The sequence below is a fragment of the Silvania hatchlandensis genome (assembly GCF_025564065.1).
Taxonomy (GTDB): Bacteria; Pseudomonadota; Gammaproteobacteria; order Enterobacterales; family Enterobacteriaceae; genus Enterobacter; species Enterobacter hatchlandensis.
Map to the genome: position 1 here is coordinate 23,486 of NZ_JAMGZK010000041.1, position 15,199 is coordinate 38,684.

Sequence of the window (15,199 nt, forward strand, 5' to 3'; positions counted from 1 at the left end):
TTTCTAAAGGTTCCTTCGCGGGCCGCACAAGAGCTCGCAGGTGAACCCCGGCACGTACACGCGGTGTACGTGGTAGTTTCTACGGCGAAATAAGCATAAACATGCTTAAGGGATCACGATGCAGAACGGCGCAATGAAAGCCTGGCTGGACTCTTCTTTCCTCTCTGGTGCGAACCAAAGCTGGATTGAGCAGCTCTATGAAGACTTCTTAACCGATCCTGACTCAGTGGACGCTAACTGGCGTTCCATGTTCCAGCAGTTACCTGGAACGGGAGTCAAACCGGATCAATTCCATTCCAAAACACGTGATTATTTCCGTCGTCTGGCGAAGGATGCCTCACGTTACTCTTCCGCCATTTCTGACCCTGACACCAACGCGAAGCAGGTTAAAGTCCTGCAGCTGATCAACGCCTATCGATTCCGCGGCCATCAGCATGCGAACCTCGATCCACTGGGATTGTGGCAGCAGGAGCGCGTGGCGGATTTAGACCCGGCTTATCACGATCTGACCGAAGCTGATTTCCAGGACAGCTACAACGTGGGTTCTTTCGCTATCGGCAAAGACACGATGAAGCTGGGCGAACTGCTGGAAGCGCTGAAGCAAACCTACTGCGGGTCGATCGGTGCGGAATACATGCACATCACCTCAACCGAAGAGAAACGCTGGATCCAACAGCGCATCGAGTCGGTTGCCGGTAAATCCACCTTCAATGCCGATGAGAAGAAACGCTTCCTCAACGAACTGACCGCAGCTGAAGGGCTGGAGCGCTACCTTGGCGCCAAATTCCCGGGGGCAAAACGCTTTTCGCTGGAAGGCGGCGATGCGCTGGTGCCGATGCTGAAAGAGCTGATCCGCCATGCGGGCAACAGCGGCACCCGTGAAGTGGTGCTGGGTATGGCGCACCGTGGTCGTCTGAACGTACTGATCAACGTGCTGGGTAAAAAGCCGCAGGATCTGTTCGACGAGTTCGCGGGCAAACATAAAGAACACCTCGGTACCGGTGACGTGAAGTACCACATGGGCTTCTCATCGGATATCGAAACTAAAGGCGGCCTGGTTCACATGGCGCTGGCGTTTAACCCGTCGCACCTTGAGATCGTCAGTCCGGTCGTTATCGGCTCCGTGCGCGCGCGTCTGGACCGTCTGGACGAGCCAAGCAGCAATAAAGTGCTGCCAATCACCATTCACGGTGATGCGGCGATCACCGGTCAGGGCGTGGTTCAGGAAACGCTGAACATGTCCAAAGCGCGGGGTTACGAAGTGGGCGGTACCGTTCGCATCGTGATCAACAACCAGGTGGGCTTCACCACCTCGAATCCGCTGGATGCGCGTTCCACCCCGTACTGCACCGACATTGGTAAAATGGTGCAGGCGCCGATCTTCCACGTGAATGCGGATGACCCGGAAGCGGTCGCATTTGTTACCCGTCTGGCGCTGGACTTCCGTAACACCTTTAAGCGTGATGTGCTTATCGATCTGTTCTGCTATCGCCGTCATGGCCATAACGAAGCGGACGAGCCAAGTGCAACTCAGCCACTGATGTATCAGAAAATCAAAAAGCATCCGACTCCGCGCAAAATCTATGCTGACAAGCTGGAAGCGGACAAGATCGTCACGCTGGAAGATGCGACCGAGATGGTCAATCTGTACCGTGACGCGCTGGATGCAGGCGAATGTGTGGTGAAAGAGCTGCGACCGATGAACATGCACTCCTTTACCTGGTCGCCGTACCTCAACCACGACTGGGATGAGAGCTACCCGAACAAGGTCGAGATGAAGCGTCTGCAGGAGCTGGCGAAACGCATCAGCACCGTACCAGAAGCTATCGAAATGCAGTCCCGCGTGCAGAAAATCTACACTGACCGTCAGTCAATGGCGGCTGGCGAGAAGCTGTTTGACTGGGGCGGTGCAGAAAACCTGGCCTACGCAACCCTGGTTGACGAAGGCATTCCGGTGCGTCTGTCGGGCGAAGATGCGGGCCGCGGCACCTTCTTCCACCGTCACGCCGTGGTGCACAACCAGACCAACGGTTCAACCTACACCCCGCTGCAGCACGTGCATAACGGTCAGGGCCAGTTCAAGGTCTGGGACTCCGTGCTGTCTGAAGAAGCGGTGCTGGCATTCGAATACGGTTACGCCACCGCAGAACCGCGCACCCTGACCATCTGGGAAGCGCAGTTCGGTGACTTTGCCAACGGTGCGCAGGTGGTTATCGACCAGTTCATCAGCTCCGGCGAGCAGAAGTGGGGCCGTATGTGTGGCCTGGCGATGCTGCTGCCGCACGGCTATGAAGGGCAGGGCCCGGAGCACTCCTCCGCCCGTCTCGAGCGATATCTGCAACTGTGCGCCGAGCAGAACATGCAGGTTTGTGTTCCGTCTACCCCGGCACAGGTTTATCACATGCTGCGTCGTCAGGCGCTGCGCGGGATGCGCCGTCCGCTGGTGGTGATGTCTCCGAAATCACTGCTGCGTCATCCGTTAGCCGTGTCTACGCTGGATGAGCTGGCAAACGGCACCTTCATGCCAGCGATTGGCGAGATTGATGACCTGGATCCGCAGGCGGTGAAACGTGTGGTGATGTGTTCTGGTAAGGTTTATTACGATCTGCTGGAGCAGCGTCGCAAGAATGGCCAGAAAGATGTCGCTATTGTGCGTATCGAGCAGCTGTATCCGTTCCCGCATCAGGCGATGCAGGAAGCGTTAAAACCTTATGCTCACGTGCATGATTTTGTCTGGTGCCAGGAAGAGCCCCTCAACCAGGGCGCATGGTACTGTAGCCAGCATCATTTCCGTGAAGTGATTCCATTTGGGTCCGCTCTGCGTTACGCAGGTCGCCCGGCCTCTGCCTCTCCGGCGGTAGGATATATGTCCGTTCACCAGAAGCAGCAGCAAGATCTGGTCAATGACGCGCTGAACGTCGATTAATTAAAGGATAAATAATGAGTAGCGTAGATATTCTTGTTCCCGACCTGCCTGAGTCCGTTGCCGATGCAACCGTTGCGACCTGGCACAAAAAACCGGGCGATGTCGTCAAGCGTGACGAAGTGCTGGTAGAAATCGAAACTGACAAAGTGGTACTGGAAGTACCGGCTTCGGCGGATGGCATTCTGGATGCAGTCCTGGAAGATGAAGGCACTACCGTGACCTCTCGCCAGATCCTCGGTCGCCTGCGTGAAGGCAACAGTGCGGGCAAAGAGTCCAGCGCAAAAACTGAAGAGAAAGCGTCTACGCCGGCCCAGCGCCAGCAGGCTTCTCTGTCCGAGCAGAACAACGATGCCCTGAGCCCGGCGATCCGTCGCCTGCTGGCAGAGCACAACCTTGACGCGGCGGCCATTAAAGGCACCGGCGTTGGCGGCCGTCTGACCCGTGAAGATGTGGATAAACATCTGGCTAAAGCCCCGGCGCAAGCCGAAGCTAAAGCCCCGGCTGCAGCAGCTCCGACTGCACAGCCTGCTCTGGGCGCGCGCAGCGAAAAACGCGTTCCGATGACCCGTCTGCGTAAGCGTGTGGCTGAGCGTCTGCTGGAAGCGAAAAACTCCACCGCGATGCTGACCACCTTCAACGAAGTCAACATGAAGCCAATCATGGACCTGCGTAAGCAGTACGGTGACGCGTTTGAGAAACGTCACGGTATCCGTCTGGGCTTTATGTCCTTCTACGTCAAAGCGGTTGTTGAAGCGCTGAAACGCTACCCGGAAGTTAACGCCTCTATCGATGGCGAAGATGTGGTGTATCACAACTACTTCGACGTCAGCATGGCGGTATCTACCCCGCGCGGCCTGGTGACCCCGGTTCTGCGTGACGTGGATACCCTGGGCATGGCGGACGTTGAGAAAGGCATTAAAGAGCTGGCACTGAAAGGCCGCGACGGCAAGCTGACAGTTGAAGATCTGACCGGCGGTAACTTCACCATTACCAACGGCGGCGTATTCGGTTCGCTGATGTCTACCCCGATCATCAACCCACCGCAGAGCGCGATCCTGGGCATGCACGCCATCAAAGATCGTCCGATGGCGGTTGACGGTAAAGTCGAGATCCTGCCGATGATGTATCTGGCGCTCTCTTACGATCACCGTCTGATCGATGGCCGCGAGTCCGTGGGCTTCCTGGTGGCGATTAAAGAGCTGCTGGAAGATCCGACCCGTCTGCTGCTGGACGTATAGTTTTCGTAGTCTTGCCCGGCGGCGCGTTGTCAGCCGGGCCTATAAAAGCATGACCTCACGATTACCCTGAAGGATGGATAGAACACATGAACTTACATGAATATCAGGCTAAACAGCTGTTTGCCCGGTATGGCTTACCGGCTCCGGTGGGTTATGCCTGCAATACCCCACGTGAAGCAGAAGAAGCCGCATCAAAAATCGGCGCGGGTCCTTGGGTTGTTAAATGTCAGGTTCACGCTGGTGGCCGCGGTAAAGCGGGTGGTGTGAAGGTCGTTAACAGTAAAGAAGAGATCCGCGCATTTGCTGAGCATTGGCTGGGCAAACGTCTGGTGACCTACCAGACAGACGCGAGCGGCCAGCCGGTTAACCAGATCCTGGTTGAAGCGGCGACCGACATTGCAAAAGAACTGTACCTCGGCGCAGTGGTAGACCGTAGCTCCCGTCGCGTGGTGTTTATGGCCTCTACCGAAGGCGGCGTGGAAATCGAAAAAGTGGCGGAAGAGACCCCGCACCTGATCCACAAAGTGGCTATCGATCCGCTGGCAGGCCCAATGCCTTACCAGGGACGCGAGCTGGCATTCAAACTGGGTCTGGAAGGCAAACTGGTTCAGCAGTTCACTAAGATCTTCATGGGTCTGGCAAACATCTTCCTGGAGCGCGACCTGGCGCTGATCGAAATCAACCCGCTGGTGATCACTAAGCAGGGCGATTTGATCTGCCTCGACGGCAAGCTGGGCGCTGACGGCAATGCGCTGTTCCGCCAGGCGGATCTGCGCGAAATGCGCGACCAGTCTCAGGAAGATCCACGTGAAGCGCAGGCTGCACAGTGGGAACTGAACTACGTGGCACTCGATGGCAACATCGGTTGCATGGTTAACGGTGCGGGCCTGGCAATGGGCACCATGGACATCGTTAAGCTGCACGGCGGTGAGCCGGCCAACTTCCTCGACGTAGGCGGTGGCGCAACCAAAGAGCGCGTAACCGAAGCCTTCAAAATCATTCTTTCCGATGACAACGTCAAAGCCGTTCTGGTTAACATCTTTGGCGGCATCGTGCGTTGCGACCTGATCGCCGACGGTATCATCGGTGCGGTAGAAGAAGTGGGCGTTAACGTCCCGGTGGTGGTGCGTCTGGAAGGTAACAACGCTGAACTCGGCGCGAAAAAACTGGCTGACAGCGGCCTGAATATTATTGCAGCGAAAAGTCTGACGGATGCCGCTCAGCAGGTAGTTGCCGCAGTGGAGGGGAAATAATGTCCGTTTTAATTAATAAAGACACGAAGGTCATCTGCCAGGGCTTTACCGGCAGCCAGGGTTCATTCCACTCTGAGCAGGCGATTGCATACGGTACGCAAATGGTTGGCGGCGTCACCCCAGGCAAAGGCGGCACCACGCATCTGGGCCTGCCGGTGTTCAACACCGTGCGTGAAGCTGTAGAAGCGACAGGCGCTACCGCGACCGTTATCTACGTTCCGGCTCCGTTCTGTAAAGACTCCATTCTGGAAGCGATCGACGCAGGCATCAAACTGATCATCACCATCACTGAAGGCATCCCGACGCTGGATATGCTGACCGTGAAAGTGAAACTGGATGAAGCTGGCGTACGCATGATTGGCCCGAACTGCCCAGGTGTGATCACCCCAGGCGAATGTAAAATCGGCATCATGCCGGGTCACATTCACAAGCCGGGCAAAGTGGGCATCGTTTCCCGCTCCGGTACGCTGACCTATGAAGCGGTTAAGCAGACCACCGACTACGGTTTCGGCCAGTCCACCTGTGTGGGCATCGGCGGCGACCCGATCCCGGGCTCTAACTTCATCGACATCCTGAAGCTGTTCCAGGAAGATCCGCAGACTGAAGCCATCGTGATGATCGGTGAAATCGGCGGTAGCGCAGAAGAAGAAGCGGCTGCGTACATTAAAGATCACGTTACCAAACCGGTTGTTGGCTACATCGCCGGTGTAACGGCGCCGAAAGGCAAACGTATGGGCCATGCGGGCGCTATCATCGCAGGCGGCAAAGGTACTGCGGACGAGAAGTTCGCAGCGCTGGAAGCAGCAGGCGTGAAAACCGTTCGCAGCCTGGCGGATATCGGCGAAGCGCTGAAATCCATCATTAAGTAAATCCTCTCTGCTCCCCGTGCGGGGAGCTTTGACATAATAATGTCTGTTTCGACATGGTTGGCCATCGTAAGGTGGCCTTTTTTTATTTTTGACCGCTAACAAAATGATAACAGTGCGGTGTTAAGTCTAATGGAATTAAAAGTAAAATATTTGTTATTAAAACTTCAGATATAAGCAGACTGGAAACTTGCTGGTAAGTTACTACGCTTAATGGTTTGCCTTTTATTAAAATACTTCGCCCACCTCACGTTAATTTAAATCACCTTTATTTATATTTCAGAGCTGATTCAATAACCATTGGCGCATAACGCCAACATAAAGTTAACAAAAAAATCATCAGATTTACCATCAAGAAACACCTTTAACACCACGGCTCAAGATTGATTTATATCAATATTTAATGCCTGGAAAAGGGCTTCAAAAGACGTTAAATTGTTCCCGATCAAACTGGTCGAAAAGTGATAAATTCGCTATATGTTGATCACCGTCGTAAAACGTCAATCTCTTTCAATAAAAACCTGTTTATTGTAAGGGCTTTGCAGCGTAATATATTTGCGGGATCAATTTGAGTTTTTTATTAACGCATCTGTAACCTTTCATCATGGCTTTTTCCTCCTGCGAAGATGAAGTAAAGAAGAAAGGGTGCTGATAACTTTTGTATTGGGGCATGTGTGTGAATCCTTTCTAACGGGGTTCATTCTCGGAGTCTTCATGCGATGAGCAAGGAGTCATGATGTTAGATGTAGTCGAACTGTCGCGCTTACAGTTTGCCTTGACCGCGATGTACCACTTCCTGTTTGTGCCACTGACGCTCGGTATGGCGTTCCTGCTGGCCATCATGGAAACGGTGTACGTCCTTTCCGGCAAACAGATTTATAAAGATATGACCAAATTCTGGGGCAAGTTGTTTGGTATCAACTTCGCTCTGGGTGTGGCAACCGGCCTGACCATGGAGTTCCAGTTCGGGACTAACTGGTCCTACTATTCCCACTACGTCGGGGATATCTTCGGTGCGCCGCTGGCCATTGAAGGTCTGATGGCCTTCTTCCTCGAATCCACCTTTGTAGGTCTGTTCTTCTTCGGCTGGGATCGTCTGAGTAAAGTTCAGCACATGGCGGTGACCTGGCTGGTCGCGTTGGGCTCCAACCTGTCCGCACTGTGGATCCTGGTGGCCAACGGCTGGATGCAGAACCCGATCGCGTCTGACTTCAACTTCGAAACCATGCGTATGGAGATGGTCAGCTTCTCCGAACTGGTGCTGAACCCGGTCGCCCAGGTGAAATTCGTTCACACTGTGGCGTCTGGCTATGTCTGCGGCGCGATGTTCGTGCTGGGCATCAGCGCCTACTACATGCTGCGTGGCCGTGACTTCGCCTTTGCAAAACGCTCTTTCGCCATCGCTGCAAGCTTTGGTATGGCGGCAATCCTCTCCGTTATCGTGCTGGGTGATGAATCCGGTTACGAAATGGGTGACGTGCAGAAAACCAAACTGGCCGCTATCGAAGCCGAATGGGAAACCCAACCGGCTCCGGCGGCGTTCACCCTGTTTGGTATTCCTGATCAGGATGCGCAGGAAAACCACTTTGCGATTCAGATCCCTTATGCGCTGGGCATCATTGCCACCCGCTCTGTGGACACGCCGGTTATCGGACTGAAAGATCTGCTGGTGCAGCATGAAGAACGTATCCGTAACGGGATGAAAGCCTATTCCCTGCTGGAGCAACTGCGTTCAGGTACCACCGACCCGTCCGTACGCGATCAGTTTAACGACGTGAAGAAAGACCTGGGTTACGGTCTGCTGCTGAAACGCTATACCCCGAACGTCTCTGACGCGACGGAAGCGCAAATTCAAATGGCAACCAAAGACTCGATTCCACGCGTGGCGCCGTTGTACTTTGCTTTCCGTATCATGGTTGGCTGCGGCATCATCATGCTCTTGATCATTGGCGCCTCCTTCTGGTCGGTGATTCGTAACCGTATCGGTCAGCGTAAGTGGCTGCTGCGTGCGGCGCTGTATGGTATGCCATTACCGTGGATCGCCATCGAGTCCGGCTGGTTTGTTGCAGAGTATGGCCGTCAGCCATGGGCGATCGGTGAGGTACTACCAACCGCGGTGGCGAACTCGTCTCTGACAGCCGGCGATCTGATTTTCTCGATGTTGCTGATTTGCGGTCTGTACACCCTGTTCCTGGTGGCTGAATTGTTCCTGATGTTCAAATTCGCACGCCTTGGTCCAAGCAGCCTGAAAACCGGTCGCTACCACTACGAGCAGTCCACCGTGGCTTCTCAGCCGGCACGCTAAGACAGGAGTCGTCAAATGATCGATTATGAAGTATTGCGTTTTATCTGGTGGCTGCTGATCGGTATTCTGCTGATTGGTTTTGCGGTCACTGACGGTTTCGACATGGGGGTGGGCATGCTCACCCGCTTCCTCGGTCGTAATGATACCGAGCGTCGAATTATGATTAACTCCATCGCCCCGCACTGGGACGGTAACCAGGTGTGGCTGATCACCGCTGGCGGCGCGCTGTTCGCGGCCTGGCCAATGGTTTATGCCGCGGCGTTCTCGGGTTTCTACGTGGCGATGATTCTGGTGCTGGCCGCGTTGTTCTTCCGTCCGGTAGGCTTTGACTACCGCTCGAAGATTGAAGATCCACGCTGGCGCAACATGTGGGACTGGGGCATCTTCATCGGTAGCTTCGTGCCACCGTTGGTGATTGGCGTGGCGTTCGGCAACCTGCTGCAGGGCGTGCCGTTCCACCTCGATGAATATATGCGCCTGTACTACACCGGCAACTTCTTCCAGCTACTGAACCCGTTTGGTCTGCTGGCAGGTGTCGTCAGCGTGGCGATGATCCTGACCCAGGGCGCGACCTATCTGCAGATGCGTACCGTGGGCGAACTTCATCTGCGCTCTCGTGCGGTTTCTCAGGTTGCGGCGCTGGTTACCTTGGTAGGCTTCGCACTGGCTGGCGTTTGGGTGATGTTCGGCATCGACGGTTATGTCGTGACCTCGGCGATTAACCACGCTGCGCCGTCGAACCCGCTGACCAAAGAAGTGGCGCGTCAGGCTGGTGCATGGCTGGTGAACTTCAATAATATGCCAGCGCTGTGGGCTATCCCGGCACTGGGCGTTGTGCTGCCGCTGCTGACCCTGCTGACCTCTCGCATGGAAAAAGGCGCATGGGCGTTCGTCTTCTCTTCACTGACGCTGGCGTGCATCATCCTGACGTCCGGTATCGCGATGTTCCCGTTCGTGATGCCTTCCAGCACCATGATGAATGCGAGCCTGACCATGTGGGATGCCACCTCTAGCCAGATGACGCTGAATCTGATGACCTTCGTGGCGGCCGTGTTCGTACCGATTATTCTGGCCTACACCGCCTGGTGTTACTGGAAAATGTTCGGTCGTATCACGAAAGAACATATCGAAAGCAATACCCACTCTATGTATTAAGGAAGGAGCTGAATATGTGGTATTTCGCATGGATTTTAGGAACGCTTCTGGCCTGTGCATTTGGAGTGATTACCGCCCTGGCGCTTGAGCACGTTGAAGCGGCTAAAGCAGGTGAAGAAAAACACTGATGAATATTATCGCAATGTTGTATGCGGTAATGGACAAGCGCCCGTTAAGGGCGCTTTCCTTAGTGATGGCCTTACTGCTGGCGGGTTGTATGTTCTGGGATCCGTCGCGCTTTGCGGCGAAGACCAGCGAGCTGGAAATCTGGCACGGCTTCCTCATGATGTGGGCGGTCTGCGCCGGGGTGATCCACGGCGTAGGTTTTCGTCCGAAAGCCGTTCACTGGCAGGGCATCTTCTGTCCGCTGATTGCCGATATCATTTTACTGGTCGGTCTGATTTTCTTTTTCAACTGAATAAGAATCATCCGTTAAAATTATGGGCTTACCCTGGCCCATAAATATTTACTCTCCGTTTACCTTCTCCCATTCCAAACCACCTTCCCCGCGCGTATAGTAACGACGTTTAAAAGCGCTAACTTTTGTTGCATTACCGGGATGTAAAGTGAATACAACGCTGTTTCGATGGCCGGTTCGTGTCTACTACGAAGACACTGATGCCGGTGGTGTGGTTTATCACGCCAGCTACGTTGCTTTTTATGAACGGGCACGCACTGAGATGCTGCGCCATCATCACTTCAGCCAGCAGGTTTTGTTGGCCGAGCGCGTTGCCTTCGTGGTACGCAAGATGACGCTGGAGTATTTTGCACCTGCCAGACTCGACGATATGCTCGAAGTCCAAACGGAAATAACATCAATGCGCGGAACCTCACTGGTTTTCACGCAGCGGATCGTCAATGCAGAGAACCAGGTACTGAACGAAGCTGAAGTCCTGATTGTTTGTGTTGATCCACTCATCATGAAGCCTCGTGCGCTTCCTAAGTCTATTGTCGCGGAGTTTAAGCAGTGACTGACATGAATATCCTTGATTTGTTCCTGAAGGCTAGCCTTCTGGTTAAACTTATCATGTTCATTTTGATTGGCTTTTCAATCGCATCCTGGGCCATCATCATCCAGAGAACCCGTATCCTCAATGCGGCAACCCGTGAAGCGGAAGCCTTTGAAGATAAGTTCTGGTCTGGTATCGAACTTTCACGTTTGTACCAGGAGAGCCAGGGACGCCGTGAGAACCTTTCCGGCTCCGAGCAAATGTTCTATAGCGGCTTTAAAGAGTTCGCCCGTTTGCACCGTGCCAACAACCATGCGCCTGAAGCGGTCGTTGAAGGGGCGGCACGTGCCATGCGCATCTCAATGAACCGTGAGCTGGAAACGCTGGAAACGCATATTCCGTTCCTCGGCACCGTGGGTTCCATCAGTCCGTACATCGGTCTGTTTGGTACCGTCTGGGGGATCATGCATGCCTTTATCGCCCTGGGTGCGGTAAAACAGGCGACGCTGCAAATGGTGGCACCGGGTATCGCAGAAGCACTGATCGCGACCGCTATTGGTCTGTTCGCCGCCATTCCAGCGGTTATGGCGTATAACCGCCTGAACCAGCGTGTGAACAAACTGGAACTGAATTACGACAACTTTATGGAAGAGTTCACCGCGATTCTGCACCGCCAGGCGTTTACCAGCACCGAGAGCAACAAGGGGTAAACCATGGCCAGACAGCGTGGACGGGGTCGTCGTGAACTAAAGTCCGAAATCAACATTGTACCGCTGCTGGACGTTTTGCTGGTGTTGCTGCTTATTTTTATGGCAACAGCGCCAATCATTACGCAGAGCGTTGAGGTTGATCTGCCGGATGCGACAGAATCCCAGGCCGTAAGCAGCAATGACAACCCACCGGTTATCATTGAAGTTTCCGGAGTAGGGCAGTACAGCGTGGTGGTTGAAAAAGATCGTCTGGATCAACTGCCGCCGGAGCAGGTCATTGCCGAAGCGCAACGACGTCTGCAGGCGGATCCGAAAACGGTCTTCTTGATCGGTGGTGCTAAAGACGTGCCTTACGATGAAATCATTAAAGCGCTGAACCTGTTGCATAGCGCAGGCGTCAAGTCAGTTGGCTTGATGACGCAGCCTATTTGATCATCTGCGTACACAACAGAGTTTTTGGGAACCCATAGTGTCAAAGGCAACCGAACAAAACGATAAGCTTAAACGGGCGATAATTGTCTCTGCCGTGCTGCATATCATTCTTTTTGCGGCACTGATCTGGAGTTCGTTCGATGAGCATATGGATGCTGCTGCGGGCGGAGGAGGCGGTTCATCCATCGATGCCGTGATGGTCGATCCCGGTGCGGTGGTGCAGAACTATAACCGTCAGCAGCAACAGCAGGCGAGTGCAAAACGTGCTGAAGAGCAACGCGACAAACAGGCGCAACAGCAAGCGGAAGAGCTGCGTGAAAAGCAGGCCGCCGAGCAGGAACGTCTGAAGCAGCTCGAGAAAGATCGTTTGCAGGCGCAGGAAGCGGCGAAAGAGCAGGCGGAGCAGCAGAAGCAGGCTGAAACCGCGGCGAAGAAAGCGCAGGAGCAGCAAAAGCAGGCGGAAGAAGCTGCAGCGAAAGCGGCAGCGGACGCAAAAGCGCAGGCTGATGCGCAGGCGAAGCAAGCAGCCGATGCTGCGAAGCAAGCCGCTGAAGCCGCCAAAAAAGCGGCAGCCGATGCGCAAAAAGTGGCTGAAGCAGCAGCCGCGAAAGCCGCTGCTGATGCACAGAAGAAAGTAGAAGCAGAGGCCGCTAAAAAAGCCGCTGCTGACGCGCAGAAAAAAGCCGAAGCAGACGCCGCCAAAAAAGCGGCTCAGGAGGCTGAGAAGAAAGCCACTGCCGAGGCGGCTAAAAAGGCTGCAGCAGCAGAAAAAGCCGCTGCGGACAAAGCGGCTGCTGAACAAGCCGCGGCTGATAAAAAGGCCGCTGCAGCAGAAAAAGCAGCAGCGGATAAAAAAGCCGCTGCAGCTGAAAAAGCCGCAGCCGATAAGAAAGCCGCTGCTGACAAGGCTGCTGCTGAAAAAGCCGCTGCCGGTAAAGCCGCCGCAGCCAAGAAAGCGGCTGCTGAAAAAGCGGCCGCGTCGGACGTTGACGACCTGTTCGGTGATTTAAGTTCAGGTAAGAATGCGCCGAAAGGCAGCAACAGCGGTAGCGCAGGGGGTGCTTCTCCTGCTAAAGGAAGTAAGCCGGGGCAGGGCGGTGCATCTCAGGCGGAGATTGCCTCGTATATTGCACAGGTTCAGGCCGCCATTCGTGGGCATCTGTACGACTGGGATAGCTTCCAGGGGAAAACCTGTACGTTACGCGTCAATCTGAGCGCGGATGGGACTATCCTTAGCGTCAAGCAAGAGGGTGGCGATCCGGCATTCTGTCAGCAGATGCTGTCTGCAACCAGCAGGATGACTAAGTTCCCGAAACCGCCTTCTCAGGCTGTGTTTGAAACGTTCAAAAACGCACCACTGGACTTCAAACCATAGGTTATATTTTCCCCGTGCGAACGGGGAAAATAGACCCGGTTAGAGTCACAGAGTTCTGGTAGTTTTGTCGAATTGAGTTTGTTAACATTCTGCTAAATTATCGCGGGTAAGGTTACCCGGGTATGGGAGACATGATGAAGCAGGCATTACGTGTTGCAGTAAGTTTCTTTATGCTGTGGGCAGCCGTGCTGCACGCAGAAGTGCGTATCGAGATCACCCAAGGGGTGGACTCGGCGCGTCCGATTGGCGTGGTTCCGTTCCAGTGGGCAGGCCCTGGTGCAGCACCGGAAGACGTGGGTGGCATCGTTGCTGCTGACCTGCGTAACAGCGGTAAATTTAATCCGTTAGACCGTTCTCGTCTGCCGCAGCAGCCGGGCACTGCCGCCGAGTTGCAGCCAGCAGCATGGTCTGCGCTGGGTATTGATGCCGTGGTCGTGGGTCAGGTTACCCCGAACGCGGACGGCGGTTACACCGTGGCCTACCAGCTGGTAGACACCGGTGGCGCACCGGGTACCGTACTGGCGCAGAACAGCTACAAAGTGAACAAGCAGTGGCTGCGCTATGCCGGTCACACCGCCAGTGATGAAGTGTTCGAGAAGCTGACCAGCATTAAAGGCGCTTTCCGTACCCGTATCGCTTACGTTGTACAGACCAACGGTGGTCAGTTCCCGTATGAACTGCGCGTGTCTGACTACGATGGTTACAACCAGTTCACCGTTCACCGTTCACCACAGCCGCTGATGTCACCGGCCTGGTCTCCGGACGGCTCTAAACTGGCTTACGTCACCTTCGAAAGCGGGCGTTCTGCGCTGGTTATCCAGACGCTGGCGAATGGCGCAGTGCGTCAGGTTGCTTCATTCCCACGTCACAACGGCGCACCGGCGTTCTCGCCTGACGGTTCCAAACTGGCGTTTGCCCTGTCTAAAACCGGTAGCCTGAACCTGTACGTGATGGATATCGGCTCCGGCCAGATCCGCCAGGTCACTGATGGTCGCAGCAACAACACCGAACCAACCTGGTTCCCGGACAGCCAGAACCTGGCGTTTACCTCTGACCAGGCCGGTCGTCCGCAAGTGTATAAAGTTAATGTTAACGGCGGTGCTCCGCAGCGTATCACCTGGGAAGGTTCACAGAACCAGGATGCTGACGTCAGTGCTGACGGTAAATTTATGGTAATGGTCAGCTCGGCCGGTGGTCAGCAGCACATTGCCAAACAAGATCTGGGGGGTGGTGGCGTGCAAGTTTTATCGTCAACCTTCCTGGATGAAACGCCAAGTCTGGCACCTAACGGCACTATGGTTATCTACAGCTCTTCTCAGGGGATGGGATCCGTGCTGAATCTGGTTTCTACCGATGGGCGTTTCAAAGCGCGTATTCCGGCAACTGATGGACAGGTCAAATCACCTGCCTGGTCGCCGTACCTGTAATAATAATTAATTGAATAATAAAGGAATCATAGAAATGCAACTGAACAAAGTGCTGAAAGGGCTGATGATCGCTCTGCCTGTTATGGCAATCGCAGCGTGTTCTTCTAACAAGAACGCAAGCAACGACCAGAGCGGCGAAGGCATGATGGGTGCCGGCACCGGTATGGACGCTAACGCCAATGGCAATATGTCTTCTGAAGAGCAAGCGCGTCTTCAGATGCAACAGCTGCAGCAGAACAACATTGTTTACTTCGATCTGGACAAGTTCGACATCCGTTCTGACTTCGCTGCGATGCTGGATGCTCACGCTAACTTCCTGCGTAGCAACCCATCTTACAAAGTGACCGTAGAAGGTCACGCGGACGAACGCGGTACCCCTGAGTACAACATCTCCCTGGGCGAGCGTCGTGCTAACGCGGTTAAAATGTACCTGCAGGGTAAAGGCGTTTCTGCTGACCAGATCTCCATCGTTTCTTACGGTAAAGAGAAACCAGCAGTTCTGGGCCACGACGAAGCGGCTTACTCTAAAAACCGTCGCGCTGTACTGGTTTACTAAGAGAAT

Annotated in this window: 14 protein-coding genes; all 14 read left to right on the forward strand. The window is 54.5% G+C overall.

Annotated elements, in window-relative coordinates; translation table 11 throughout:
• Window positions 1–118: 118 nt before the first annotated feature.
• The gene (sucA, locus tag M8014_RS05255; protein ID WP_271281489.1) at window positions 119–2,926 is read left to right on the forward strand and encodes a 2-oxoglutarate dehydrogenase E1 component; all 2,808 of its coding nucleotides are present in this window, start codon (window positions 119–121) and stop codon (window positions 2,924–2,926) included.
• Window positions 2,927–2,940: 14 nt separating this feature from the next.
• Complete coding sequence (gene odhB, locus M8014_RS05260) at window positions 2,941–4,164, forward strand: 2-oxoglutarate dehydrogenase complex dihydrolipoyllysine-residue succinyltransferase (protein WP_271281490.1); 1,224 nt, start codon at window positions 2,941–2,943, stop codon at window positions 4,162–4,164.
• 86 nt (window positions 4,165–4,250) lie between these two features.
• A complete protein-coding gene (gene sucC, locus M8014_RS05265) occupies window positions 4,251–5,417 on the forward strand; it encodes an ADP-forming succinate--CoA ligase subunit beta (RefSeq protein ID WP_142488718.1) in 1,167 nt (388 codons plus the stop codon).
• Complete coding sequence (gene sucD, locus M8014_RS05270) at window positions 5,417–6,286, forward strand: succinate--CoA ligase subunit alpha (protein ID WP_032617085.1); 870 nt, start codon at window positions 5,417–5,419, stop codon at window positions 6,284–6,286. The genes sucC and sucD overlap by 1 nt, the downstream gene beginning before the upstream one ends.
• Before the next feature lie 733 nt (window positions 6,287–7,019).
• The gene (cydA, locus tag M8014_RS05275; protein ID WP_271281491.1) at window positions 7,020–8,588 is read left to right on the forward strand and encodes a cytochrome ubiquinol oxidase subunit I; all 1,569 of its coding nucleotides are present in this window, start codon (window positions 7,020–7,022) and stop codon (window positions 8,586–8,588) included.
• A 15-nt stretch (window positions 8,589–8,603) separates the two neighbouring features.
• The gene (gene cydB, locus M8014_RS05280) at window positions 8,604–9,743 is read left to right on the forward strand and encodes a cytochrome d ubiquinol oxidase subunit II (RefSeq protein WP_271281492.1); all 1,140 of its coding nucleotides are present in this window, start codon (window positions 8,604–8,606) and stop codon (window positions 9,741–9,743) included.
• 14 nt (window positions 9,744–9,757) lie between these two features.
• Entirely contained in the window at window positions 9,758–9,871 is a 114-nt protein-coding gene (gene cydX, locus M8014_RS05285) for a cytochrome bd-I oxidase subunit CydX (protein ID WP_271281493.1), read from the forward strand.
• Window positions 9,871–10,161 (forward strand): cyd operon protein YbgE, encoded by a 291-nt coding sequence (gene ybgE / locus M8014_RS05290; RefSeq protein WP_271281494.1) that lies wholly within the window; start codon window positions 9,871–9,873, stop codon window positions 10,159–10,161. Before cydX ends, ybgE begins: the two co-directional genes overlap by 1 nt.
• Window positions 10,162–10,309: 148 nt before the next feature.
• Entirely contained in the window at window positions 10,310–10,714 is a 405-nt protein-coding gene (gene ybgC, locus M8014_RS05295; protein ID WP_006819080.1) for a tol-pal system-associated acyl-CoA thioesterase, read from the forward strand.
• A complete protein-coding gene (gene tolQ, locus M8014_RS05300; protein WP_271281495.1) occupies window positions 10,711–11,403 on the forward strand; it encodes a Tol-Pal system protein TolQ in 693 nt (230 codons plus the stop codon). The genes ybgC and tolQ overlap by 4 nt, the downstream gene beginning before the upstream one ends.
• A gap of 3 nt (window positions 11,404–11,406) precedes the next feature.
• The gene (gene tolR / locus M8014_RS05305) at window positions 11,407–11,835 is read left to right on the forward strand and encodes a colicin uptake protein TolR (protein WP_271281496.1); all 429 of its coding nucleotides are present in this window, start codon (window positions 11,407–11,409) and stop codon (window positions 11,833–11,835) included.
• A 37-nt stretch (window positions 11,836–11,872) separates the two neighbouring features.
• Complete coding sequence (gene tolA, locus M8014_RS05310; protein WP_271281497.1) at window positions 11,873–13,210, forward strand: cell envelope integrity protein TolA; 1,338 nt, start codon at window positions 11,873–11,875, stop codon at window positions 13,208–13,210.
• A 134-nt stretch (window positions 13,211–13,344) separates the two neighbouring features.
• On the forward strand, window positions 13,345–14,637 hold the full coding sequence (gene tolB, locus M8014_RS05315) for a Tol-Pal system beta propeller repeat protein TolB (RefSeq protein WP_271281606.1): 1,293 nt from the start codon (window positions 13,345–13,347) through the stop codon (window positions 14,635–14,637).
• 34 nt (window positions 14,638–14,671) lie between these two features.
• The gene (gene pal, locus M8014_RS05320; protein ID WP_106992384.1) at window positions 14,672–15,193 is read left to right on the forward strand and encodes a peptidoglycan-associated lipoprotein Pal; all 522 of its coding nucleotides are present in this window, start codon (window positions 14,672–14,674) and stop codon (window positions 15,191–15,193) included.
• Window positions 15,194–15,199: the final 6 nt, after the last annotated feature.

Excerpts from the sequence above, each read along its gene's own strand:
- sucA (WP_271281489.1), top strand. The coding sequence starts at position 119 with ATGCAGAACGGCGCAATGAAAGCCTGGCTGGACTCTTCTTTCCTCTCT.
- odhB (WP_271281490.1), top strand. The coding sequence starts at position 2,941 with ATGAGTAGCGTAGATATTCTTGTTCCCGACCTGCCTGAGTCCGTTGCC.
- sucC (WP_142488718.1), top strand. The coding sequence starts at position 4,251 with ATGAACTTACATGAATATCAGGCTAAACAGCTGTTTGCCCGGTATGGC.
- sucD (WP_032617085.1), top strand. The coding sequence starts at position 5,417 with ATGTCCGTTTTAATTAATAAAGACACGAAGGTCATCTGCCAGGGCTTT.
- cydA (WP_271281491.1), top strand. The coding sequence starts at position 7,020 with ATGTTAGATGTAGTCGAACTGTCGCGCTTACAGTTTGCCTTGACCGCG.
- cydB (WP_271281492.1), top strand. The coding sequence starts at position 8,604 with ATGATCGATTATGAAGTATTGCGTTTTATCTGGTGGCTGCTGATCGGT.
- cydX (WP_271281493.1), top strand. The coding sequence starts at position 9,758 with ATGTGGTATTTCGCATGGATTTTAGGAACGCTTCTGGCCTGTGCATTT.
- ybgE (WP_271281494.1), top strand. The coding sequence starts at position 9,871 with ATGAATATTATCGCAATGTTGTATGCGGTAATGGACAAGCGCCCGTTA.
- tolR (WP_271281496.1), top strand. The coding sequence starts at position 11,407 with ATGGCCAGACAGCGTGGACGGGGTCGTCGTGAACTAAAGTCCGAAATC.
- tolB (WP_271281606.1), top strand. The coding sequence starts at position 13,345 with ATGAAGCAGGCATTACGTGTTGCAGTAAGTTTCTTTATGCTGTGGGCA.
- pal (WP_106992384.1), top strand. The coding sequence starts at position 14,672 with ATGCAACTGAACAAAGTGCTGAAAGGGCTGATGATCGCTCTGCCTGTT.